Source organism: Streptomyces saintjeani, assembly GCF_055409605.1.
In genome coordinates, this window is record NZ_CP189624.1 from 5,854,754 (window position 1) to 5,877,547 (window position 22,794).

Annotated in this window: 20 protein-coding genes; 15 read left to right on the forward strand and 5 right to left on the reverse strand. The window is 70.7% G+C overall.

Annotated elements, in window-relative coordinates; translation table 11 throughout:
• From ACQCO7_RS26775 to ACQCO7_RS26785, 3 genes are all read left to right on the forward strand, one after another.
• Window positions 1-639: an RNA polymerase sigma factor gene (locus ACQCO7_RS26775; RefSeq protein WP_010351882.1), complete on the forward strand. Its 639-nt coding sequence runs from the start codon at window positions 1-3 to the stop codon at window positions 637-639.
• A complete protein-coding gene (locus ACQCO7_RS26780) occupies window positions 639-1,808 on the forward strand; it encodes a hypothetical protein (protein ID WP_464074193.1) in 1,170 nt (389 codons plus the stop codon). The genes ACQCO7_RS26775 and ACQCO7_RS26780 overlap by 1 nt, the downstream gene beginning before the upstream one ends.
• A 268-nt stretch (window positions 1,809-2,076) precedes the next feature.
• A complete protein-coding gene (locus ACQCO7_RS26785; protein ID WP_464074194.1) occupies window positions 2,077-3,657 on the forward strand; it encodes an acyl-CoA mutase large subunit family protein in 1,581 nt (526 codons plus the stop codon).
• A 33-nt stretch (window positions 3,658-3,690) separates the two neighbouring features.
• On the opposite strand, the gene ACQCO7_RS26790 is transcribed toward ACQCO7_RS26785, so the two are convergent.
• Complete coding sequence (locus tag ACQCO7_RS26790) at window positions 3,691-5,025, reverse strand: FAD-dependent monooxygenase (RefSeq protein ID WP_464074195.1); 1,335 nt, start codon at window positions 5,023-5,025, stop codon at window positions 3,691-3,693.
• A 78-nt stretch (window positions 5,026-5,103) separates the two neighbouring features.
• Here ACQCO7_RS26790 and ACQCO7_RS26795 point away from each other — a divergent pair, with 78 nt between their 5' ends.
• Window positions 5,104-5,754, forward strand: a complete 651-nt coding sequence (locus ACQCO7_RS26795) for a TetR/AcrR family transcriptional regulator C-terminal domain-containing protein (protein ID WP_464074196.1) — start codon at window positions 5,104-5,106, stop codon at window positions 5,752-5,754.
• On the opposite strand, the gene ACQCO7_RS26800 is transcribed toward ACQCO7_RS26795, so the two are convergent.
• From ACQCO7_RS26800 to ACQCO7_RS26810, 3 genes are all read right to left on the reverse strand, one after another.
• On the reverse strand, window positions 5,751-6,872 hold the full coding sequence (locus tag ACQCO7_RS26800) for an acyltransferase family protein (RefSeq protein ID WP_464074197.1): 1,122 nt from the start codon (window positions 6,870-6,872) through the stop codon (window positions 5,751-5,753). The genes ACQCO7_RS26795 and ACQCO7_RS26800 overlap by 4 nt on opposite strands.
• 125 nt (window positions 6,873-6,997) lie before the next feature.
• Window positions 6,998-8,314 (reverse strand): alpha-2,8-polysialyltransferase family protein, encoded by a 1,317-nt coding sequence (locus ACQCO7_RS26805; RefSeq protein ID WP_464074198.1) that lies wholly within the window; start codon window positions 8,312-8,314, stop codon window positions 6,998-7,000.
• The gene (locus ACQCO7_RS26810) at window positions 8,314-9,300 is read right to left on the reverse strand and encodes a glycosyltransferase family 2 protein (protein WP_464074199.1); all 987 of its coding nucleotides are present in this window, start codon (window positions 9,298-9,300) and stop codon (window positions 8,314-8,316) included. The genes ACQCO7_RS26805 and ACQCO7_RS26810 overlap by 1 nt, the downstream gene beginning before the upstream one ends.
• A 200-nt stretch (window positions 9,301-9,500) precedes the next feature.
• Here ACQCO7_RS26810 and ACQCO7_RS26815 point away from each other — a divergent pair, with 200 nt between their 5' ends.
• The 6 genes from ACQCO7_RS26815 (at window position 9,501) to ACQCO7_RS26840 (ending at window position 15,397) form a co-directional block, all read left to right on the forward strand.
• The gene (locus ACQCO7_RS26815; RefSeq protein ID WP_464074200.1) at window positions 9,501-10,811 is read left to right on the forward strand and encodes a DUF6716 putative glycosyltransferase; all 1,311 of its coding nucleotides are present in this window, start codon (window positions 9,501-9,503) and stop codon (window positions 10,809-10,811) included.
• Window positions 10,812-11,176: 365 nt separating this feature from the next.
• Window positions 11,177-12,397, forward strand: a complete 1,221-nt coding sequence (locus ACQCO7_RS26820) for a cytidylyltransferase domain-containing protein (protein WP_464074201.1) — start codon at window positions 11,177-11,179, stop codon at window positions 12,395-12,397.
• A 14-nt stretch (window positions 12,398-12,411) separates the two neighbouring features.
• A complete protein-coding gene (locus tag ACQCO7_RS26825) occupies window positions 12,412-13,350 on the forward strand; it encodes an N-acetylneuraminate synthase family protein (protein WP_464074202.1) in 939 nt (312 codons plus the stop codon).
• A 44-nt stretch (window positions 13,351-13,394) separates the two neighbouring features.
• Entirely contained in the window at window positions 13,395-14,516 is a 1,122-nt protein-coding gene (locus ACQCO7_RS26830) for a hypothetical protein (RefSeq protein ID WP_464074203.1), read from the forward strand.
• 229 nt (window positions 14,517-14,745) lie between these two features.
• Window positions 14,746-14,913 carry a hypothetical protein gene (locus tag ACQCO7_RS26835; protein WP_464074204.1) on the forward strand — a complete coding sequence of 56 codons (168 nt, stop codon included), beginning with the start codon at window positions 14,746-14,748 and terminating at the stop codon, window positions 14,911-14,913.
• Complete coding sequence (locus tag ACQCO7_RS26840) at window positions 14,906-15,397, forward strand: MarR family winged helix-turn-helix transcriptional regulator (protein ID WP_464074205.1); 492 nt, start codon at window positions 14,906-14,908, stop codon at window positions 15,395-15,397. The genes ACQCO7_RS26835 and ACQCO7_RS26840 overlap by 8 nt, the downstream gene beginning before the upstream one ends.
• Window positions 15,398-15,557: 160 nt before the next feature.
• On the opposite strand, the gene ACQCO7_RS26845 is transcribed toward ACQCO7_RS26840, so the two are convergent.
• Entirely contained in the window at window positions 15,558-16,208 is a 651-nt protein-coding gene (locus ACQCO7_RS26845; RefSeq protein ID WP_464074206.1) for a class I SAM-dependent DNA methyltransferase, read from the reverse strand.
• A gap of 101 nt (window positions 16,209-16,309) precedes the next feature.
• Here ACQCO7_RS26845 and ACQCO7_RS26850 point away from each other — a divergent pair, with 101 nt between their 5' ends.
• The 5 genes from ACQCO7_RS26850 to ACQCO7_RS26870 all read left to right on the forward strand — a co-directional run bounded on the left by ACQCO7_RS26850 (window position 16,310) and on the right by ACQCO7_RS26870 (window position 22,716).
• Entirely contained in the window at window positions 16,310-16,939 is a 630-nt protein-coding gene (locus tag ACQCO7_RS26850; protein ID WP_464074207.1) for a helix-turn-helix domain-containing protein, read from the forward strand.
• Complete coding sequence (locus ACQCO7_RS26855; RefSeq protein ID WP_464074208.1) at window positions 16,936-18,522, forward strand: MFS transporter; 1,587 nt, start codon at window positions 16,936-16,938, stop codon at window positions 18,520-18,522. The genes ACQCO7_RS26850 and ACQCO7_RS26855 overlap by 4 nt, the downstream gene beginning before the upstream one ends.
• Before the next feature lie 203 nt (window positions 18,523-18,725).
• Window positions 18,726-20,117 carry an amidohydrolase gene (locus ACQCO7_RS26860; RefSeq protein ID WP_464074209.1) on the forward strand — a complete coding sequence of 464 codons (1,392 nt, stop codon included), beginning with the start codon at window positions 18,726-18,728 and terminating at the stop codon, window positions 20,115-20,117.
• Between the two features lie 279 nt (window positions 20,118-20,396).
• On the forward strand, window positions 20,397-21,470 hold the full coding sequence (locus tag ACQCO7_RS26865; protein ID WP_464074210.1) for a BMP family lipoprotein: 1,074 nt from the start codon (window positions 20,397-20,399) through the stop codon (window positions 21,468-21,470).
• Window positions 21,471-21,660: 190 nt separating this feature from the next.
• A complete protein-coding gene (locus ACQCO7_RS26870; protein WP_464074211.1) occupies window positions 21,661-22,716 on the forward strand; it encodes a BMP family lipoprotein in 1,056 nt (351 codons plus the stop codon).
• Window positions 22,717-22,794 lie beyond the last annotated feature (78 nt).

Here is a 22,794-nt window from a genome sequence, read left to right on the forward strand (position 1 = left end):
GTGCTGGGGGACGACGCGGAGCTGACTGCCGCGGTGCTCGGTGCGCAGGGCGGGGACGAGGACGCGTTCCGGGCCGTGTACCGCGCCGTGCACCCTCGGCTGCTCGGGTATGTGCGGACCCTGGTGGGGGAGGCGGACGCGGAGGACGTGACGTCCGAGGCATGGTTGCAGATCGCCCGGGACCTGGAGCGGTTCAGCGGCGACGCCGACCGGTTCCGGGGGTGGGCCGCGCGGATTGCCCGTAACCGTGCTCTCGATCACATCCGGATGCGGGGGCGCAGGCCCGCCATCGGCGGCGACGAGACCGAGCTGACCGGGCACGCCGCCGAGTCGGACACCGCGGGGGAGGCCATCGAGGCGCTCGCCACCGGCCGTACGCTCTCCCTGATCGCGCGGCTTCCGCAGGACCAGGCCGAGGCCGTCGTGCTGCGGGTCGTGATGGGGCTCGACGCGAAGACCGCCGCCGAGACGCTGGGCAAGCGCCCCGGCGCCGTACGGACCGCCGCGCATCGCGGACTGAAGAAGCTCGCCGAGCTGATCGGGGAGGATCCCGGCGCCTCGGGCGTGCTCGACGCGCTGCCGCAGCAGTCGGGGCCGGGTGTGACGCATGCGTGCGCGCGGACGCAGAAGGACATGTGATGGCCGACGAGCAGTACAGGTGGCTGGACTCCGACACGGCGGAACGGCTGCTGAGCGGACAGTCGCCCGACGTCGTCGAGCCCGCGGACCGGGAGCGGGCGGCGCGTCTCGCGCACACGCTCGGCTCGCTGACGCCGGCCGCACCGCAGGACGGTGCGGAGCTGCCGGGCGAGGCCGCAGCGCTGGCCGCGTTCCGCAAGGTGCGCGCGGAGCGGGTGACCGAGGGGGGCTTCGCCGGGGCGCCGGTGGGGGACGCCGGTGAGGTGGGGGACGTTGTCCAGCTCGGGGTGCCTGTCGTGTCCGCCGGGGTGTCGCGGCGGCAGCGGGCGGCCCGGTTCGGGCTCGCCGCTGTGCTGGCGCTGGGTGTCGCGGGGGGTGCGGCCGTGGTGGCCGGGGTCGGGTCCGGGGGGTCGGGTACGCCCGAGCCGGGGGCGACCGTGTCCGCCGCTGCCACGCCTACGCCCGAGGAGTCCCAGGGGGGTACGCCGGTGCCTGCGCCGGGGGTCAGCGCCGAGGGCGTAGTACCTGACGGTGGGGGGGCCGGGGGTACTACGGGGGGAGGCCCGTCCGGCGGGGCCGGTGGATCCGCCGTGTCCGGGGGGTCCGGGGCATCCGGGGGGACTACTTCAGGGGGAGACGGCGGGACGGGCGCCCAGGAGAACGAGGCCCTCGACACCACGTGCCGGGACCTCGCGCTGGGGCGTTCCGTGGATAGGGCACGGCGTAGGTCCCTGGAGGGAGCCGCCGGGGGTGCGGCCAAGGTGCCCGCGTACTGCGCGGGGGTACTTCAGGGGGACAAGGGTGACAAGGGCGGGTGGGGCAAGGGGGGTTCCGGCGGCGGCGCGTCCGGCGGGAACGGCGGGAACGGGAGCAGTGGGAACCAGGGGGGCTCCGGAGGGGGCAACGGGGGGAGTACGGGTACGGGGTCGAACGGCGGGTCCAGATCCGGCGGGGGGTCCGGCTCCGGGGGTAGCTCTCAGGGGGGATGGGGCGCGGGGTTCGCGTTCGGGGGGTCTGCCGGGAGTACCAAGGGTGCCTGGGGTGGAGGGGGCGGAGGGGGTAACTCCGGAGGGGGACAGGGCGGTGGGTACGGCGGTGGTCACGGCGGTGGCGGCCACGGCGGCGCGGGCGGCGTCCGTCCGCACGGCGGCGCACAGCTCCTCGCCTAGCCCTGACCTGCTCTTTTCCGGCGTTCAGAAAAAAACCTCCCTGAGGGTGTGACACTTTCCCGCCCCCCGGCGCAGTACCAAGTGAGCCGACTGGTCATCGGCCCTCGCACAGAGCCGGGGTTCCCCCCGTACCTACGGCTCCGTGCACCTGGCGCGGGCGGGACACGTTCCCCCGGTCCCGTCCGCGCTCTTACTTCCACGGGACGACCGCACGCCGCTGAGCCAAGATGGTGCCGAGGCCCACAGTTCAGCGAGAGGCGGCGGCACCATGACGCGCGAGTCGGAGTCCGGACTCCCCATCGAACCGGTCTACGGGCCGGAGTCACTCGAGGGCTGGGACCCGGCCGAGAAGCTGGGGGTACCCGGGGAGTACCCGTACACCCGGGGCGTGTACCCGTCGATGTACACCGGCCGCCCCTGGACGATGCGCCAGTACGCCGGTTTCGGCACGGCCGTGGAGTCCAACGCCCGCTACCGCCACCTCATCGCGAACGGCACGACGGGCCTGTCCGTCGCCTTCGACCTCCCCACGCAGATGGGCCACGACTCGGACGCCCCGATCGCCTCCGGCGAGGTCGGCAAGGTGGGCGTCGCGATCGACTCCGTGGACGACATGAAGGTGCTGTTCGACGGCATCCCCCTGGACCAGGTGTCGACGTCGATGACGATCAACGCCCCCGCCGCGCTGCTGCTGCTGATGTACCAGCTCGTCGCGGAGGAACAGGGCGTCGGCGCGGGCGAGTTGACGGGGACGATCCAGAACGACGTACTCAAGGAGTACATCGCGAGGGGGACGTACATCTTCCCGCCCAAGCCCTCCCTGAGGCTGACCGCCGACATCTTCAAGTACTGCAAGGCCGAGATCCCGAGGTGGAACACGATCTCGATCTCCGGGTACCACATGGCGGAGGCGGGCGCGAGCCCCGCGCAGGAGATCGCGTTCACGCTGGCCGACGGGATCGAGTACGTCCGTACGGCGGTCGCCGCCGGCATGGACGTCGACGACTTCGCGCCCCGCCTCTCGTTCTTCTTCGTCGCGCGGACGACGATCCTGGAGGAGGTCGCCAAGTTCCGTGCGGCGCGCAGGATCTGGGCCCGCGTGATGCGGGACGAGTTCGGCGCGCGGAACCCCAAGTCCCTGATGCTGAGGTTCCACACGCAGACCGCCGGGGTCCAACTCACCGCGCAGCAGCCCGAGGTGAACCTCGTCCGGGTCGCCGTCCAGGCCCTCGGCGCGGTGTTCGGCGGTACGCAGTCCCTGCACACGAACTCCTTCGACGAGGCGATCGCCCTGCCGACCGACAAGAGCGCGCGGCTCGCGCTCCGTACGCAGCAGGTGCTGGCGTACGAGACCGACGTGACCGCCACCGTCGACCCCTTCGCCGGGTCGTACGTCGTCGAGCGGATGACGGACGACGTGGCGGACGCCGCGCTCGAACTCATGGGCAAGGTCGAGGAGTTGGGCGGGGCTGTCGCTGCGATCGAGCACGGGTTCCAGAAGGGCGAGATCGAGCGCAGCGCGTACCGGATCGCGCAGGAGCAGGACGCCGGGGAGCGGGTCGTCGTCGGCGTCAACCGGTTCCGCCTCGACGCGGAGGAGCCGTACGAGCCGTTGCGCGTCGACCCGGCGATCGAGGCGCAACAGGCGCGCAGGCTCGCGGAGTTGAGGGCGGGCCGGGACCAGGGGGCGGTGGACACCGCGCTGGACGCGCTGCGGAAGGCGGCGTCGGGGGAGGACAACGTGCTGTACCCGATGCGGGAGGCGCTGCGGGCGCGGGCGACGGTGGGGGAGGTGTGCGACGCGCTGCGGGAGGTGTGGGGGACGTACGTCCCGACGGACGCGTTCTGAACCGGCGCCGGGCCCTTGGAAGCGCCGGGCACCTCACCCCCGTATGCCGACCTGTGCCGCGTACTCCGCCAGGCCCTCGCGCGTCGGCCCCGACCAGCCGACGTACCCGTCCGGGCGGACGAGGAACACGCCCTCGGGGAGGGTGAGTTCGGTCCAGTCGGGGCCCTGGACGAGGGCGTGGAGGTCGGTGCCGTCGAGGGTGTTCGGGACGCGGTCACCGGCGCGCAGCACCCGTGTCGTCCCCTGTGACAGGCTCGACTCCCGGTAGTTCAGGTCGAGTTGGCGGGTGGACCGGCCGCGCCGCGCCTCGGAGCGGGCGATGGCCGTCGAGAGGCCCAGCATGTCGGCGGCGATCGCCCTGCGCTCCTCCTCGTACGTGTCGAGGAGGTCCGACGGGGCGCCGCGCAGCACCGCGCCGAGTTTCCAGCCGAGGTTGTAGGCGTCCTGGACACTGGTGTTGAGGCCCTGGCCGCCCGCCGGGGTGTGGATGTGCGCGGCGTCGCCCGCGAGGAAGACCCGGCCGGCGCGGAAACGGTCGGCGAGGGCGGTGCGGGGGACGAAGGCCGAGGACCAGGTGAGGTCGGTCGCACCGGACAGGTGGGTGCGGGCGCGCAGGATGGCGTTCACGGTCTCCAGCGCGGCCCTCGCGTCCGTGTCGAGGCCCTGGCCGCCCGTGAGTTGGGCGACGAGCTGGAAGTGGTCCGTGCCCGCGAGAGGGCAGATCGCGAGGAAGCCGGTGCCCTCCTGGGACGGCGGGAACATGTGCCAGTGCGCGCGGCTGAGGCCGGGGATGCGGACGTCCGCGACGACGATCGGGTCGAGGGAGAGGGTCTCGCCGCCGGCCAGACCGATGCCGAGCGCCCGGCGCAGAGCCGAGCGTCCGCCGTCCGCCGCGACGACGTACCGCGCGCGGATCTCCGTACCGCCGGTGAAGGTGACGGTCACGCCGTCCGCGTCCTGCGTGAGGGTCAACGCCTCGTGATCGAAGGCGAGTCGGCCGCCGAGGGCGCGCAGGCGGTCGTACAGGATCTCCTGGGTGCGCCACTGGGGGAGCATCCACGGCGTGGTGAAGCGGGAGCCCTCGTTCTCCTCGACGGGGTCGAACATCGGGCGCTCGCCGAGCTGTTCGCCGTCCTGCCAGGTCATCGTCGTGGGGTAGGGGCCGCCCGCCGCGAGGATCTCGTCCGCGACGCCGAGGTCCTCGAAGACCTCCAGGGTGCGGGGCTGGAGGCCCTTGCCCCGGGAGCCGGGGGAGAGGGCCGGGCCTTTCTCGGTCACCAGGGCGTCTACGCCGCGCCGGGCCAGGTCGATGCCGAGCGTCAGGCCGGTGGGGCCCGCGCCGACGATCAGGACGTCGGTGTGCTGCATGATCGTCTCCTTAACGTTGTTAAGTGCTTACGTCTACGAGAGTGCCCTTAACGACGTTAAGGTGTCAAGCTGTTTCCCGTGACGACCGAACGACGTGCCCCCCTCGACCGCACCCGGGTCGCCGAGACCGCGCTGAGTCTGTTGAACGACGTGGGGCTCGACGGGCTCACCCTGCGGGCCATCGCCAAGGAGTTGGACGTCAAGGCGCCCGCGCTGTACTGGCACTTCAAGGACAAGCAGGCGTTGCTCGACGAGATGGCGACCGTGATGTTCCGGCGGATGGAGGCGGGGATCGTCCTCGACGCGGGGGATTCCTGGCGGGACCGGATCCGGGGGGCGTGCGTCGCCCTGCGGGCCGCGTTGTTGTCGTACCGCGACGGGGCGAAGGTGTTCAGCGGGTCACGGTTCACCGGGACGCAGCACGCGGGGCGGATGGAGGAGAACCTGCGGTTCTTCCTCGACGCCGGGTTCTCGCTGGCCGACGGGGTGCGGGCGTACACCACCGCTACGAGTTACACCGTCGGGTTCGTGATCGAGGAACAAGGCGTCGTACCCCTCCCCGGGGAGCGGCGGGAGGGGTACGACGTGGAGGAGCGGGCGCGGCGGATGGCGGAGTTTCCGCTGGCGGCGGCTGCGGGGGCGGAGATCTTCGCCGACTACGACCGGCACTTCGCGGAAGGGCTGGAGATCGTCATCGACGGGGTGGCAGCGCGGTACGGAAAGAGTTAGCGCGCCTTCAGCAGCGCCGTACGCAGTTTCGGTGTGAACGGCTTCTCGATGAACCGGTAGATCAGGTACGCCAACCCCAGCATCCCCCCGATCGTCAGGAAGAACGTCGGGATCGCCGGGATGTCCAGCTTCCTGTGCAGAGCCCAGATCACCACCCAGCCCAGGTGTTCGTGCAGCAGGTAGAACGGGTACGTCAGTGCCCCCGCGATCGTCAGCCACTTCCAGTTCGCCCAGTTCAGCCAGCCCAGGGCGATCGCCGCCACTGCGATGAAGCCGAACGCGACGATCGCCACGATGCCGAACGTCGTGCGGTGGGCGAACGCGTTGGGGTCGGCGGCGTTCCAGAGGTCCTTGACCGCGTAGTGCTGGCCGATGAGGAAGCCGGCGGCGGCGAGGCCCCAGGCGTAGATGTCGCGGCGGTCGCGGTGGACGAGGTAGAGGCCCATGCCGCCGATGAAGTACGGGGCGTACTCGGGCATGACGACCAGGTCGAGGAACGGCAGGTGCGACGCCTGGGCGATCGGGATGGCGAAGAGCCAGCCGATCGAGAACTTCAGGACGCGGCGGCGGTTGGCGCCGGGGATGACGACGAGGAGCGCGAAGAGGGCGTAGAACCGGATCTCGACCCACAGCGTCCAGCACACGCCGAGGACCCGCTCCGCGCCGATCGGCTGTTGCAGGAGCGTGAAGTTGATCAGCGCGTCGCTCGGCGAGACCCCCTTGAAGGGGACGGCCGGCAGCGCCATGACGACGATGAGCAGGGCGACCGCGAACCAGTACGCCGGCATCAGCCGCGAGACACGGGACGCGAAGAACGACTGGAGGGACCGGCCCCAGCCGCTCATGCAGATCACGAACCCGCTGATGACGAAGAAGACCTGGACACCGAGACAGCCGTACGTCGCGAACTGGTGCAGCGTCGGGAACTCGGTCTTCGGCGAGGCACCCCACGACGTGGAGACCTGCGCGCCGCGCCCCGCGTAGTGGTACATGGCGACCATGAGCGCGGCCACGAGCCGCAGCCCGTCGAGGGCGCGCAGCCGGTTCTCCCGGGGAGGCTTGGGTGCGGCTGTCGGCTCCGCCGGGGACTCCGTGGTTCGTACGGCCGTCTCGGTCACGCTGGTATCCCTCGTACGGGAGAGGTGGTCATGGGGGATCGTAGGGCGCCGGGTGGGCACGTCTGTGCGAGGAACGGACCGTGCGTCCACTCGTCGCCGAATGTTCATCCCGGCGCCCCGCTCGGTTACTTCTGCACGGACTTCTTCAGCGCGCGGGCCCGCCGTACGACCCTGCGCGCGGTGGCGTTGCGGGGCAGGAACGCGAGGCGGGCCGGGATGCCGCCGGGCAGGCCGAGCGCGGTGAGGCGGCGGCGGCGGAAGTAACGCTGGGTGCGCGGGGTGAGCCGGGAGGCGAGGTACTTCTCCGCCACGGGCCGCAGGTGCGGGTAGATCTGGGCCTGCATGACGAAGCCCATCGTCTCCAACAGGTCGTCCATGGCGACGGGTTGGTCCTTGCCCTCCAGGTCGGGCAGCAGCGCGTCCGCGAGGATCACCGGCACCCGGTTGCTGTTCTGGAAGGGGACGAGCCGCTCCAGCATCAGCGGTGTGCCGACGCGCGCGACGGGGATGCCGTAGAACTCCTTCGCCGTGAACAGGGCGGTGGAGAAGCAGCCCACGACCAGGGCCGGTTCGGCGGTGGCGAACAGCACCTCCGCGAGGACCGGCGTGTCCAGCACCAGGAGATCCGCGCCGAGTTCCCGCGCGGCGGCCTCAAGTGCCTTGCTGTACCCGGCCGGTGCGGAGGGGTGCGGCTTGAACGCGATCGAGGTGTGCCCCTTGGCGACCGCGCCGCGCAACATCCGTACGTGCAGCTCCTCTTCCTCCTCGACGGTGAGGATGTCGAGGGCGGCGAGGTACTGGCCCAGCAGGAGCGCCGAGTTGGCCGGGAGGCGCGGCAACTCCTCTGCGGTGTCCGTGATTTCGCCGAGCACCTTGAGGAACGCGTCCGTCGGCACGATCTCGGCGGGGACCCCGAACTCCGTGAGCACCAGCGGGACTTCGCCGGGGACCAGGTCCAGGTGCAGCACCCGGCGGACCCGGGTGCCGATCAGCGGGTCGACCTTGTTGCGGGTCGGGCCGTACGTCATCAGGCCGTCCGCGTACACGTCGACCGGGGCGCCGAAGAAGCACGCGGCGATCGCCTGGGCGGGGTTGACCTGGATCGACTCCAGGACGATCTCGATCCGGTCGTCCCCGAGGTCCCACAGCATCCTCAGGTACCGCTCGAAGAGCACGGTGTCGTCGGCGCGCGGCGACCAGGTGCTCGGGTGGAACGGGCTGATCGCGTCGTTCCAGGACAGCACCCCGTCGAACCGGCGGCGCAGCGGCGCGAACCCCGGCATCGCCTCCAACGTGTCCACCGTCTCAGGCGCGCCCGCGTTGTTGCACACCAGCAGCAGCCTGCGGTCCGCCGCCGGGAAGACGTCCGAGTCCATCGCGGCGGCGATGGTCGCGACGCCGTACAGCGTGGAGGCGACGTAGATCTGGGTCGTGCGGGGCATCAGGCAGCCGCCTTCGCTGTCGTGACCTTGCGGCGCAGCCGCCGCAGCTTGGCGGAGCGCTCGATGTCCATGGTGTCGAGCACGTCCGTGAGGAGTTCCTGCGGCAGCCGCTGGATGGCGGCGGCGCTGCGCACCCGCAGCAGTTTGGCCACCGCCGGCTCGAACTTCTCGATCTCCGACAGGTGGTGGGCGATGATCGCGAGGTACGTACGGACCGCCTTCGGCAGCAGCCGGTCGGCGTCCGGGTCCTTCGAGGTCTCCGCGACCACCTGGTCGAAGGCGCGGATGAAGTCCAGCTGGCGCACATCCCCGATCTGCGTCAGGGAGTTGGCGACGCCGCGCCGGTAGAAGATGCCGTGCAGGTCGGCCACCGCGAACGACTCCGCCTCGCGGTGCAGCTTCCAGATCCAGGGCCGGTCCTCGGCGGTGCGCAGCCCGTCCGTGAAGTGCAGCAGACCCTTGTCGACGAGGCGGCGGTGGTAGACGCCGGCCCACGCGTACGGGTAGTCGACCGAGGTCGAGCGGTCGGCCGGGAGGATCGAGTCGCGAGGGTCCAGGACGACGTTGCGGCGGCCCTCGGGATGGCGGAAGATCGCGCGGGCGCGGGCCGTCGTCTGCACATGATCGACGCGGACGAAATCACAGCCGAGTTTCTCGATCGAATCGACCAATTCGGCCAGAAAACCGCGTGCGTACCAGTCGTCGCCGTCCAGGAACGTCAGATATTCACCGCGCGCCACATTCAGTCCGTTATTACGGGCGGTGGCCAGTCCGCCGTTCTTCTCGGGGCGGACGACCTGCACCTGGGAGACCTTCGAAAGGATCTCGGCCGCGCGTTCCAGAACAGCCGCGGTGTCGTCCTTCGACTTGTCGTCGACAAGGACGAACTCGAAATCCTCGCGCGCGTTCGCCTGGAGGCTTCTGAGGGTGTCCAGTACGAGGTGCTGCACGTTGTAACAGGGCACGATCACGGAGAGCTTGGGCACCTGAGTGAGCCTAGGAGGCGGCGCGGCGGGAGAAGCGTCCGGAAGCTGTACGGGCGGTGAACTCGATGCGTCGGGAATGTGCATCCTGGCTGCTTTCCATGATTCCACGGCCCAGTTGGCCGCTCGGTAGGGTGCTGTTCACTTTTTGTTGAGTCTTGGTTTTCGCGATGCCGGATTTTGCCTTACTAGTCTCTCGTGCTGTGCCACCACGTACTTCGACACCCCTCAAGATCGCTGTCCTCGCGGACTCCGACACTCGCTGGAAATGGGGAGCCCGCACCGCCCGGCGCATAGCTCCCGACAGCGGCCGGGACCCCATTCTGGACGGTTATCTGCTGCGCGGACGCGCGACCCCCACACCTCGGCAGCTCGCCGAGGTGGGGATCGCCGCGGACTCGCTGCGCGAGGTCACGGCCGTCGAGTTCCTGCGCGCGATGGGCGCCGAGTCCTACGACGTCCTCGTCCTGTCGCTCGTCGGCGGCGGTGTACAGGCCATGCTCCACGGCCTGAAGCGCGTCTGGGAGGACAAGCCCCGGCCCGTCGTCGTCACCGGGTACGTCGGTGTCGTCTATGAGAAGCTCGCCGACGGCCTCCTCCTGCGGCACGGCGCGGACCTCGTCCTCGCCAACTCCCGCCAGGACGCGGACCGTTTCAAGGCCGTGTACGACGGTGTCGGCGCCGACTCCTCGGCGGTGACCGAAGTCGCCCTGCCGTTCCTGGGGGGTGCGCCCTACACGGGTGAACACGAGCCGTACACCGTGGTGTTCGCCGCGCAGCCCTCCGTGCCGGAGAGCCGCAAGGACCGTACGTACCTGCTGGACCGGCTCGTCCAGCACGCCCGCTTGCACCCGAACCGCGAGGTGCTGCTCAAGCTGCGCTCCAAGCCGGGTGAACACACCACCCACATCGAGGAGTTGCCCTACCAGAAGCTCGCCCAGAGCAAGGACCTGCCGGCCAACTTCCGGCTGGTGTACGGGAACATGGGCGAGGTTCTCGACCGCACCGACCTGCTGGTGACCATCAGCTCCACGGCCGCGCTCGAATCGCTCCACCGCCGTATCCCGACCGTCGTCCTCACCGACCTCGGCATCCGGGAGTCGCTCGGCAACCACCACTTCGTCGGCTCCGGGTGCCTCGCGTCCTGGGAGCAACTCGACGCCGGGCACCGGCCGGTGGCGGACGAGGAGTGGGTGTCGCGGCAGGGCGTCTGCGCCGACGGTTCCTACGAGAACGCCTTCGACGCGGCCCGCGAGCGGATCACGAAGCTGCTCGACCGGTCGGGGCTTCCGCCGCTCCAGCCGTACTACACGCAGGCCACCGCGCCGGGTTACCTCCCCGGCATCCTCGCCCGCCACCACTTGGGCCCCGACGGCACGCCGCTGCCGGGGGCGCCGGCCGCCGACAAGACGCCGGGGCCCGTACGGCAGATCGTGCGGCGCGCGGCGCGGGGTGCCTACCGGCACGGGGTGCAGCGGGTGGCGCCGGTGATCCGGCGGATGGGCGAGCTGTGAGCGGGGTGCCTTCGGCGAACGGGCGCGCTGCGCGGGGCGAGGGCGCTGCCGAGCACCGGCTCGCCCCGGGCGCGGGCCGGCTGACGAGCGCGCCTGCCGCGAGCGGCCGTCTTGCGGTGCCTGCCGGGTCGGTGGCGTCTTGCGAACTCGCGGCGTCTGCCGAATCCGTGGTGCCTGCCGGGTCGGTGGCGCCCGCCGAATCCGTGGTGCCTGCCGAATCCGTGGTGCCTGCCGAACTCGTGGTGCCTGCCGGGTCGGTGGTGCCTGCCGGGTCGGTGGTGCCTGCCGGGTCTGTGGCGTCCGCCGAATCCGCGGCGCCTGCCGAACTCGCGGCGCCCTCCGAATCCGCACAAGGAGTTCAACCCATGTCCAACTCGCAGGCTGAGCAAGGCGGTTCATCTCGCCGGGTGCTCGTCGTGATCCCCGCGCGGGGCGGCTCCAAGGGTGTGCCCGCGAAGAACCTCGCGCCGGTCGGGGGCGTGCCGCTGGTGGCGAGAGCCGTGCGGGAGTGTCTGGCCGCGCGGCTCGTCACCGATGTCGTCGTGTCCACCGACGATCACGGCATCGCCGCCGCCGCGCGCGAGGCCGGGGCCGAAGTCGTGCTGCGGCCCGCCGTCATCGCCGGGGACACCGCGACCTCCGAGGCCGCCGTCCTGCACGCGATGGACGCGCACGAGGCGGCGCACGGTGCGCCCGTGGACGTCGTGCTGCTCGTGCAGTGCACCAGCCCGTTCGTCATCCGCGAGGACGTCGAGGGCGTCGCCGCCGCCGTCGTCGAGAAGGGCGCCGACACCGCCGTGACGGTCGCCGCGTTCCACGGGTTCGTGTGGCGCGAGGAGACCGAGGGCGGGCAGGGCGTCAACCACGACAAGGCGTACCGGCCCCGCCGCCAGGACCGGCCGCAGGACTTCCTGGAGACCGGCGCCGCGTACGCGATGGACGCGGCCGGGTTCCGCACCCACAACCACCGCTTCTTCGGCCGGACCGAACTCGTCCGCACCGACCCCGCACGGGTGTTGGAGATCGACGACCCCCACGACCTCGCGCGCGCACGGGCGTTGGCGCCCCTCTTCGACTCCGAGCGCGCGGGCGGCCTGCCGACCGGCGCCGAAGTCGACGCCGTCGTCATCGACTTCGACGGGACGCAGACCGACGACCGGGTCATGATCGACCAGGACGGCCGGGAGTTCGTCTCCGTGCACCGGGGCGACGGACTCGGCATCGCCGCCCTGCGCCGCAGCGGCAAGAAGCTGCTCATCCTCTCCACCGAGCAGAACCCGGTGGTCGCCGCCCGCGCCCGCAAGCTCAAGATCCCCGTCCTGCACGGCATCGACCGCAAGGACCTCGCGCTCAAGCAGTGGTGCGAGGAACAGGGCATCTCGCCCGAGCGCGTCCTCTACGCCGGCAACGACGTCAACGACCTTCCCTGCTTCGCCCTCGTCGGCTGGCCGGTGGCTGTGGCCAGCGCCCACGACGTCGTCCGGGGCGCCGCCCGCGCGGTCACCGCCACAGCCGGCGGCGACGGAGCGATCCGCGAGATCGCCGGCTGGCTCCTCGGACCCTCGCTCGACACCCTCACCCAGTAAGGAAACACCCCGCCATGAGCACCAACTCCCGTATCCGCAGCTTCGGTTCGCGCGAGGCCGGCCCCGGCCGCCCCGTCTACATCTGCGGCGAGATCGGCATCAACCACAACGGCGACCTCGACAACGCGTTCAAGCTGATCGACGCCGCCGCCGAAGCCGGCTGCGACGCCGTCAAGTTCCAGAAGCGCACCCCCGAGATCTGCACGCCGCGCGACCAGTGGGACATCGAGCGGGACACCCCCTGGGGCCGGATGACGTACATCGACTACCGCCACCGCGTCGAGTTCGGCGAGGACGAGTACCGCAAGATCGACGAGTACTGCCAGGCGAAGGGGATCGCCTGGTTCGCGTCCCCGTGGGACACCGAGGCCGTCGCGTTCCTGGAGAAGTTCGACGTCCCCGCGCACAAGGTCGCCTCCGCGTCCCTCACCGACGACGAGCTGCTGCGCGCGCTGCGCTCCACCGGCCGTACGGTCATCCTCTCCACCGGGATGTCCACGCCGAAGCAGATCCGGCACGCCGTCGAGGTCCTCGGCTCCGACAACATCCTTCTCTGCCACGCCACTTCGACCTACCCGGCGAAGGCGGAGGAACTGAACCTGCGCGTCATCAACACCCTCCAGGCCGAGTACCCCAACGTCCCGATCGGCTACTCCGGCCACGAGACGGGCCTCCAGACCACGCTGGCCGCCGTCGCCCTCGGCGCGACCTTCGTCGAGCGCCACATCACCCTCGACCGCGCGATGTGGGGCTCCGACCAGGCCGCGTCCGTCGAGCCCGGTGGCCTCACGCGCCTCGTCCGCGACATCCGCACCATCGAGGAGTCCCTCGGCGACGGCGTCAAGAAGGTCTACGACTCCGAGCTCGGCCCCATGAAGAAGCTCCGCCGCGTCACCGGCGTCATCGCCGAGGCCGAGATCGCGGACGCCGCGGGCGAGCCCCTCACCGTCTGACCCCTGTGCCCCGCTACGCCTTACGACGGATTGGCCGTACGAGGATGACCCCGCGCGCCGACACGCCCACGACTCTCGCGTTCGTCGAGAGTCCGGTGCAGCTGCTCAATGTCCTGGAGTGGGCGCACGCCCGTGAGTTGGGGGCGGGGCGGGGTGACTCGGCCCACGCTTCCGGCACCGATGGGGTGTCGGGGGCGGGGGGCGAGGATGGGCTTGTGCTGGTTGTGCTCGCTCCCAACGACCCCATGACCCGGGGGCAGTTGAGGCGTATGGCCGAACTCGCCCGGGAGGAAGGGCATGTGGTGCGGTGGGAGGAGGCGCGTGGGGGAACCTCCGCCCCGTTCAAGACAGTCGGGGGGCTGTCCCGGCTGCTGCGCAGGGCTCATCGGGTCGTCATGGGCGATCCCTTCTCCCGGTACGTGCAGTTGTTGCTGACCATCACCAAGGCCACCGAACTCGTCGTCGTCGACGACGGGACCGCCACCATGGAGTTCGTCGGGCAACTCGCCCGTGGGGAACGGCTCGTGCGGTGGCACCGCAAGGGAGGCCGGCCCGGGCCGCGTGACCTCGTCTTTGCGCCGGTGTCCTCCTCCGCCCGGCGCCGGCTCACGCCCTCCGCGCGGCGGCGCGTCGAAGTGTTCTCGGCGATGCCCATCGAGGACGTGCCCGAGGGGGTGCGGATCACGGAGAACGCGTTCGCGTGGACGCGGGGCCGCTTCGGGCCGCCGACCGTCACCAAGGGCGCCGACATGGTCGGAACGTCCCTCGTGGAGACGGGAGTTGTCGACGAGGACCGGTATCTGGAGGCCGTACAGAACCTGGCGAAGACCCACGGTGTGACCCGCTACTTCGCGCACCGCCGTGAGTCCACGGAGAAGCTCCACCGGCTCCAGACCGAGTCCGGCCTGGAGATCGTCCGCCCCGAACTCCCCCTCGAACTCATCGCCCGCCGGGGGCCCATCGGCCGTACGATCCTGAGCTTCCCCTCAACTGTCGTGCACACCCTGCCGATTGCCCTGGTCGGTACGGGCGTCCGGGTCACCGTCTGCGACATCGACCCGAAGTGGCTGACGACCAACGCGTCGCCCCGGGCGCAGGGTTTCCTGTCGGGCGTGACCGGCACGGCGCGGGACGTGCACCGGCTGGCGTCGGTGAACACTGCCTGACGGAGCGTCAGTACAGGTGTTCTGAACGGGAGTTGCCCCTGTGTGGGGCATGTGGCCCCGGCGTGCTCCGTGCGTGTGGCCCGATCGGCGGGTGAGGCCCTGGCCTGCGCCGTCGCTCTTCCGGCGTACACACATGCCATCCCTCGGCCCACGGGCTTGTGTATCCGCGGCCCTGATGTGGATGCTGCCGCGAGGGACGTTCCGTCGGAGGATCGGGGCAGGAGAGCGCATGGACGAGAACGCGCCGGAGAAGTATCCGCGGGAGGGGGTTCCGCTGGGGCGGGACACCGGAGAGGTGCCGGTGGGACGGGCCTACGGCACCGGTGTGGCCCGGTGGCGCGCGCTGTGGTGGCGGGTCCGGGGTGCGCTGCGGTGGCCGGTGCGGAACCGTGGGTGACCCCTTCGTGAAGTCCGGCGACGTCGTGTCCGTCGTGATGGCCGCGTCCCGGCTGGTCATGGGGATCTCGGCGCGGGCGCTCGCCGAGGTCGACGAGTCCTTGTCGCTGGCCCAGTTGCGGACGCTGGTCGCGCTGGAGGGGTGCGGGCCGGTCAAGTTGGCTGTGCTGGCCGAGGTGTTGGGCGTGAACTCCTCCACCGCGCTGCGGTCCGTGATGCGGCTGGAACAGGTCGGGCTGGTCGATCGCCGGGCCAGCGAGGTCAGCCGCCGGGAGGTCGTCCTGCGCCTCACCGGGCGCGGCGAGGATCTCGTACAGCGGGTCCTGGACCACCGCCGCCGCGAGGTGGAGAAACTCGTCGAGGGGGTACCGCCGGGGGTGCGGGCGGGGTTGGTGGAGGGGCTGCGGGTGCTGCTGGAGACGGCGGGGGACAGGTCGATCGTGATTCCGGGGGCGGCGGAGGAGTTCAGGGAGGGGGCGGAGTGAGGGAGTGGGGTGGTGAGTCGGGGCGGCGAGGGGGTGAGTACGTGAGCGGCGAGGGGGTGGGTGCGGGTGGTGAGTACGTGAGCGGCGTGGGTGCGGGAGGCGTGCGCCGGGTGCCGCAGAGCTGGCCGCTTCGCTGAGCCGCCGCACGGCCTCGCGCCCCCTACCCCTTTCTCGCCAGCAGGATCGCCCTCGGTCTGTTCGCCCCCTCCGGGGGTTCCAGGATGCAGTGGGCCTCGACCAAGAGGCCCGCTTCCGTGAGGAGTTGGGCGAAGCGGGTCGGGTCGTGCCAGTGGTAGTCGAGGGTGATGTCGTGGCCGAAGCGTTCCGTGATGCGCAGGCGGGTGGTGGTGCTGTCGATCTGGAAGCAGAGGAGGGCGTAGCCGCCGGGGACCAGGACGCGGCTGAACTCCTTGCACAGGGCCGGGAGTTCGGAGTCCGGGACGTGGATGACCGAGAAGAGGGAGAAGATGCCGCCCAGGGTCTGGTCCGGCAGGTCCAGCGCGGTCATCGAACCCACGTGGAAGCGGAGGCCGGGGTGGGTCCGGCGGGCCAGCGCCACCATCCGGGGGGAGAGGTCGACGCCGAAGACCTGGAGGCCGAGGTCGCGGAGGTGGGCCGTCACGTGGCCCGGCCCGCTGCCGAGGTCGGCGACCGGTTCGGTGCCTCTCGCCCGTACCAACTCCGCGAAGGCGCGCACCAGTCCACGGTCCACGGGCCGGTCGCCGAGTCCGCTGGGGAACTGCTCCGTGTAGTCCTCGGCGATCTTGTCGTACGAGTCCCGGGTGTTGTGTATGAAGTCCGCGTCCGTCACGAGGGGGACTGTATCCGCCGGACCTTACGGGCCCGTTCTGCCGAAGAAGTTTTGCAAAAACTCTTTGGGAAACGTGCCGCAAGCGGTTACCGTCCCTTCTCATGGACAGTGACGACAGCCAGGGACGCGTCCTCGACCCCACCCGGGACGCCGCCGCGCTCAAGGCCCTCACGCATCCCTTGCGTATCCAACTCCTCGGCCTGCTCCGGCAGTTCGGTCCGGCGACGGCGAGTGAACTGGCCGCGCGGACGGGGGAGTCCTCGGCGTCGGCCAGCTATCACCTGCGGGTGCTGGCCAAGTACGCGTTCATCACGGAGGCCGAGCACCGTGACAGCCGTGAGCGCCGCTGGAAGGCCGTCCACCGGGTGACGTCCTGGGACAACGCGGCGATGGAGAAGGACCCCGTCGGTCAGGAGTTCGTGGGCATCGCCCGCCGCCTCCAGGCGGACCACCTCGCGGCCTCGGCACGGCGGTACGAGAGCGACGTCGCCGTGGGGCTCCTGGGGGAGGAGTGGACCGCGGTCGCGGGCATCGCCGACGCACTGCCCCGCCTGACCCCCGAATCCCTCGCGGAACTCACGGAGTTGCTCGAAACGAAGCTCGAAGAACTCGGCCACCGCGACGCGGAGAACCCTCGGGCCCGCCAAGTCGCGGTGATCTTCGCGGGGTTGCCGCGTGGCGATGCGGACGACACGCGGGACGACGCGGACGACACGCGGGACGACGCGTGAGCGCGCTCGTCCGCCGCCGTTACGTCACGAACACCGCCCTCTACTGGTTCCCCGTCGGCCTCGGTGTCGCCCCCCTCGTCCTCCTCCTCGCCGGGCGCGGCCTCTCGCCCGCCACCGTCGCCGCCCTGATCTCCGTGCACTCCTTCACCGCCGCCGCGCTGGAACTGCCGACCGGCGGACTCTCCGACGTCCTCGGGCGCCGGGGTGTCCTGGCCGCCGCCGGCATCCTCATGTGCGCCGCGTTCCTGCTGATCGGCCTCGGCGGTACGGCCGTGCTGCTCGGCGTCGGCACGGGCCTGCTCGGCGCGGCGCGGGCCCTCTCCAGCGGGCCTGCGGAAGCTTGGTACGTCGACTCCGTCCGCGCCTCCGAGGGCCCGACCGCCGACCTGCGCACGGGCCTCGCGCGGGGCGCCACCGCGTCGTCCGTGGCCCTCGCGGTCGGGACGGTCACCGGGGGAGCGCTGCCGTGGGCACTGGGCGGATACGGCGACGAACTGCGCAGGGTGACAGGGGGAACGGTCGTCCCCCTGTCGACCCCGATGCTGCTCGCGTCACTGTTCGCCCTGGCCCTCACGGCCCACTCCCTCATCGCCCTGCACGAGCCGCCCCGTCCCCGGGAGACTCACGGGGGCACCCGGCACGAGCTTCCCGAGACGGGTTCCGGGAGCGCCCCGGGCGAGCTTCCCCGGCCCCGGACACACCTCGGGGCTGCCCGGCGCGAGCTGCCTCCGGCGGGCCTCGGGGGTACCCGGCCCGAGTCTCCCGGCGTGGACTTCGGGAGCGCCCCAGGTGAGCCGCCCCGTGCCCAGGCGCGCCTCGGGGCTGCCCGGCGTGAGCTTCCCGGGGCAGGCTCCGGGAGCAGCGTCCCGGGCGAGCCGCCCCGTCCCCAGGGAACCCGGCGTGAGTCTCCCCGGCCCCGTTCCACCCTCGTGGGCGTCCTCCGTGCAGTCCCCGGCACCGTCCTCGACGGTCTTCGGCTCGCCGTGCGGGATGCCGTCGTCCGGCGTGTGATGTTCAGTGCCGCCGCAGCGGGCAGTGCGCTTGCCGTCGTCGAGTTGCTCATGCCGGGGCGGGTCGCCGCGATCACCGGGGGTGCCGAGTCCGGTGCCGTCGGGTACGCCGGGCTCGCGACCCTCGGGTTTCTGTGTTCCGCCGGGGGGAGTCAGGTCGCGCCGTTGTCGGGGGGTGGGCGGCGGGCCGTCGTCGTGGGGACCGGGGTCGTCGCGGCGGCGCTCGGGTTGCTTGCGGTCGGTGGGGACCTTCTCGCCGTTGCCGGGTACGTCGTGTTCTACGTCACTCTCGGTGTCGTCAACCCCAACCTCAACGAGCTGCTTCATCACCGCGTCCCCGACGACCGGCGAGCCACCGCGCTCTCCGTCCAGTCCCTCGCGCTTCAACTCGCGGCCGGAACAACGGGGTTGGTCATCGGGCCGTTCGCCACGGACGGGGTCCTGCCCTGGCTGTTCCCCCTCGGTGCCGTTCTCGCCGTGACCCTGCTCTGGGCCCGACCGCTACGCAAAGTCACCGCCGGGCAACCGGTTTCACCAAATGGACAGGAACCGCGCGCCGTCGATCTCTCGTGATAAGGGTGGGGCCCGGGTAACCCCGGACGGGTTTGCGGAACGCCCCTTAGCGGTACCCCTCGCACGAGCGGGCGAGTTTACCCATCAGCCCTGCCAGCCATGCGCCGCGCGGCCATTTTTCTTCGCCTGACGGGCTGAAGTTTTGTGGATCGCGGGTCAGTTGACCACCTCGGCGTCCTACCCTTCAGAGGGTGAAGCAACTGATGTCCCGAGAGTCCGAGGCCGACCCCGTCGGCGGAACCCAGCTCCCCGGCGTCCTTCCGGAGGCCCTGTTCGCCGAACTCGTGGCCTTCCGCCGCGACGTCCACATGCACCCCGAACTCGGCAACCAGGAGTTCCGCACGACGGCCGCGATCAAGGCCCGCCTGGAGAAGGCGGGCCTGAAGCCGCGCGTCCTGGCAGGGGGCACCGGACTCGTATGCGACATCGGCGTGGAGGAGGACGCACCGGGCGCCAGAGCTGGGGCGGGGGCCGCGAGCACGGAGAGGGCACCCGGCACCACAGCCACCGCCCTCAACGCCCCCGGCACGAAGCCCCCCGCCACTTCCCCCGCCCCCGGCGTGAAGGCACCCCTGGACGCCGCTCCGACGATCCCCGGCGTAAACCCCCCCGGCATCTTCGCCCTCCGCGCAGACATCGACGCCCTCCCCATCCCCGACACCAAAACCACCTCCCCCTACCGCTCCACCGTCCCCGGCCGAGCCCACGCCTGCGGCCACGACGTCCACACAACCGTCGTCCTCGGCGCCGGCCTGGTCCTCGCGGACCTGCACCGGCAGGGCAAGCTCCCCCGCCCGGTACGCCTGATCTTCCAGCCGGCGGAGGAGATCCTCCCCGGCGGCGCGTCGGACGCGATCGAGGATGGCGTGCTGGACGGCGTCGGACGGATCATCGCCGTCCACTGCGACCCCCGGGTCGACGCCGGCAAGATCGGCCTCAGGGAAGGCGCGATCACCTCCGCCTGCGACCGCCTGGAAATCGCCCTGGACGGCCCCGGCGGCCACACCGCCCGCCCCCACCTCACCACGGACCTGGTCACAGCGGCGGCCCGCGTCGTCGTCGACGTACCCGCCCTGGTCGGACGGCGTGTCGACACCCGCGCGGGGCTCGCCGTCACCTGGGGCCGGATCGAGTGCGGCCACGCCCCGAACGTGATCCCGCAGCACGCGGAACTGTCGGGAACGGTCCGCTGCCTGGACATCGAGGCATGGCGCCAGGCCCCGGACATCGTCGTCGCGGCGATCGACGAGGTCGCGAACATGCACCACGCGAAGTCGGAGATCACCTACGTCAGGGGCGTCCCCCCGGTCGTCAACGACCCCGAGGTCACCGGCCTGTTGAGGGAGGCGATGACCGCGCGGCGCGGCGCGGAGTCCGTGGAGGGCACCGAACAGAGCCTGGGCGGCGAGGACTTCTCCTGGTACCTGGAGCAAGTCCCGGGCGCGATGGCCAGGTTGGGCGTGCGGACGCCGGGTGAGCGGACCGTGCGCGACCTGCACCAGGGCGACTTCGACGCGGACGAGCACGCGATCACCGTGGGTGTGGAGCTGTTCACCGCCGCCGCGCTGCTGGACGCGGCGACGAGGACGTCGTAACCGGCCTGCCGCGCACGGGAGAAGGGGTGCTCCGGAATGTACGGAATGCGCCCCTTCGCCGTATTGCGTCACTCCCGTGTAACCCCGTGTGCGTGGTCGTAACGCGGCACCGGCACGAATCGGTAACGGCAGGGAGAAACCCTGTTCCCCTGCCCGTCTACGCGCGTTACGGTGCCCGAAATCGCCACCGAGAACGGCTTGTTGGGGGAGCCTTCACGGAGGGCTCCGCCATGGGGAAAACGGGCCGCACGCGGTGCCGTGAAGTAAGGGGTGCTTGCCATGCGTCAGTTGTCCAGGAGTGCGAGAGTCGCCGCCGCGATCGCGGTCGTCGCGCTCGCCGCGGCCGGCTGCGGTGAGTCCAGCAGTTCTTCGAGCACGAAGCCGTCGGGTTCCAGCAGCTCCGGCGGCTACTCCGGCAAGGGGATCGGCCTCGCGTACGACATCGGCGGCAAGGGCGACCAGTCCTTCAACGACGCCGCGTACGCCGGTATGGAGAAGGCCATGTCCGAGTTCAAGATCCCGGGCCGGGACGTCGAGCCGCAGGACGGCGAGTCGGACGCGGACAAGGTCCAGCGCCTCACGCAGCTCGCGCAGGCCGGCTACAACCCGGTGATCGGCGTCGGCTTCGTGTACGCGCCCGCCGTCAAGGCGGTCGCCGCGAAGTTCCCGAACACCAGCTTCGGGATCATCGACGACGAGACGATCAAGGCCCCGAACGTCGCCGACATGGTCTTCCACGAGGAGCAGGGCTCCTACCTCGCGGGCGTCGCCGCGGCCAAGGCCACGAAGAAGAAGCACGTCGGCTTCATCGGCGGCGTGAACATCCCGCTGATCCAGAAGTTCGAGGCGGGCTTCCGGCAGGGCGTCACGGACACCGACAAGAGCGTCAAGATCGAGTCCCAGTACCTGACGGAGACCCCCGCCGAGGGCGGCTTCTCCAGCCCCGACAAGGGCAAGGCGGGTGCCAGCGGCCAGATCGACGCCGGTGCGGACGTCATCTACGGCGCGGCGGGCCTCTCCGGCCAGGGCATCATCAGCGAGGCCGCCGCCAAGAAGGTGTGGGCGATCGGCGTCGACTCCGACCAGTACAGCCAGTCCGCGCTGGCGGCGTACAAGGACTACATCCTCGGCTCGGCCACGAAGAACGTCGGCGGCGCGGTGTACGACCTGGTCAAGTCGGTCGTGGACGGCAAGCCGCTGACCGGCGTGGTGCGCGGGTCGCTGTCCAACGACGGCGTCGGGTTCTCCGACACCAACCCGAAGTACAAGGCGATGACGGACGTCGTCGCGGCCGTGGACAAGGCGAAGAAGGACATCATCGACGGCAAGGTGACGATCAAGATCACCAAGTGATCCTGGCCTTTCACCCGTACGCCCCTCGCATGAAGCGAGGGGCGTATTGCTGTCCGTAATCTGAAACCCGAATGTGGCCACAGGTCGGTAACGGAGCGGACAGAAGGGTTTTTCCTGCTGGTCTACGCGCGTTACGCTGCCGCGGAACCAGCGCCTGGTATAGGGCGCTTGCACAAAGGAGTCTCGCACCATGCGCCGGGTTTCCCGTCTCACCCTCGCGGGTGTCTGTACCGCGGCTCTCGCCGTGACCGTTTCCGCCTGCGGATCCTCTTCCACGTCGACCTCGTCGTCGGCCGGTGAGAAGAAGAACCTGGGCCTCGCGCTCGCCTACGACGTCGGCGGCAAGGGCGACCAGTCCTTCAACGACGCGGCGACCGCCGGTCTGGAGAAGGCCGACAAGGAGTTCGGCTACAAGTCCAACGCGGTCGAGCCGCAGGACGGCGAGTCCGACGCGGACAAGGTGCAGCGCCTGGAGAGCCTTGCCAAGCAGGGCTACAACCCGGTGATCGGCGTCGGCTACGCGTACGCGCCCGCCGTCAAGGACGTCGCCGCGAAGTACCCGAAGGTCACCTTCGGCATCGTCGACGACAACACGATCAAGGCCGCGAACGTCGCCGACCTCGTCTTCCACGAGGAGCAGGCGTCCTACCTCGCGGGCGTCGCCGCCGCGAAGGCCACCAAGACCAAGACCGTCGGCTTCGTCGGCGGCGTCAACGTACCGCTGATCCAGAAGTTCGAGGCGGGCTTCCGGCAGGGCGTCACGGACACCGACAAGAGCGTCAAGGTCAAGTCGCAGTACCTGACCGAGACCGCCGCCGAGGGTGGCTTCTCCAGCCCCGACAAGGGCGAGTCCGCCGCCGACGGCCAGATCGACGCCGGTGCGGACGTCATCTACGCCGCCGCCGGCCTCTCCGGCCAGGGCGTCATCAAGGCCGCCGCCGCGAAGAAGATCTGGGCCATCGGCGTCGACTCCGACCAGTACAACCAGACCGCGCTGGCCGCGTACAAGGCGTACATCCTCACGTCGGCCATGAAGAACGTCGAGGGCGCCGTCTACGACCTCGCCAAGTCCGTCCACGACGGCAAGCCGCAGTCCGGCGAGATCCGCGGCTCCCTGGCCAACGGCGGCGTCTCCCTCGCGAACTCCAACCCGAAGTTCGCCTCCGACACGGCGATCCAGGACGCGGTGAAGAAGGCGGAAGAGGGCATCAAGGCGGGCACGATCAAGGTCAAGACGACGGTCTGACCGATCGGGTCGGCTGTCGTAATGACACCGTTACCGCTCTCGAACGGGGTGCCTGGAGGATCGCCTTCCTGCACCCCG

Coding starts and splice junctions, on each gene's coding strand:
- ACQCO7_RS26825 (WP_464074202.1), top strand. CDS start 12,412: ATGAGCACCAACTCCCGTATCCGCAGCTTCGGTTCGCGCGAGGCCGGC.
- ACQCO7_RS26805 (WP_464074198.1), bottom strand. CDS start 8,314: ATGCCCCGCACGACCCAGATCTACGTCGCCTCCACGCTGTACGGCGTC.
- ACQCO7_RS26860 (WP_464074209.1), top strand. CDS start 18,726: ATGTCCCGAGAGTCCGAGGCCGACCCCGTCGGCGGAACCCAGCTCCCC.
- ACQCO7_RS26830 (WP_464074203.1), top strand. CDS start 13,395: ATGACCCCGCGCGCCGACACGCCCACGACTCTCGCGTTCGTCGAGAGT.
- ACQCO7_RS26835 (WP_464074204.1), top strand. CDS start 14,746: ATGGACGAGAACGCGCCGGAGAAGTATCCGCGGGAGGGGGTTCCGCTG.
- ACQCO7_RS26790 (WP_464074195.1), bottom strand. CDS start 5,025: ATGCAGCACACCGACGTCCTGATCGTCGGCGCGGGCCCCACCGGCCTG.
- ACQCO7_RS26785 (WP_464074194.1), top strand. CDS start 2,077: ATGACGCGCGAGTCGGAGTCCGGACTCCCCATCGAACCGGTCTACGGG.
- ACQCO7_RS26850 (WP_464074207.1), top strand. CDS start 16,310: ATGGACAGTGACGACAGCCAGGGACGCGTCCTCGACCCCACCCGGGAC.
- ACQCO7_RS26865 (WP_464074210.1), top strand. CDS start 20,397: ATGCGTCAGTTGTCCAGGAGTGCGAGAGTCGCCGCCGCGATCGCGGTC.
- ACQCO7_RS26780 (WP_464074193.1), top strand. CDS start 639: ATGGCCGACGAGCAGTACAGGTGGCTGGACTCCGACACGGCGGAACGG.
- ACQCO7_RS26870 (WP_464074211.1), top strand. CDS start 21,661: ATGCGCCGGGTTTCCCGTCTCACCCTCGCGGGTGTCTGTACCGCGGCT.
- ACQCO7_RS26820 (WP_464074201.1), top strand. CDS start 11,177: ATGTCCAACTCGCAGGCTGAGCAAGGCGGTTCATCTCGCCGGGTGCTC.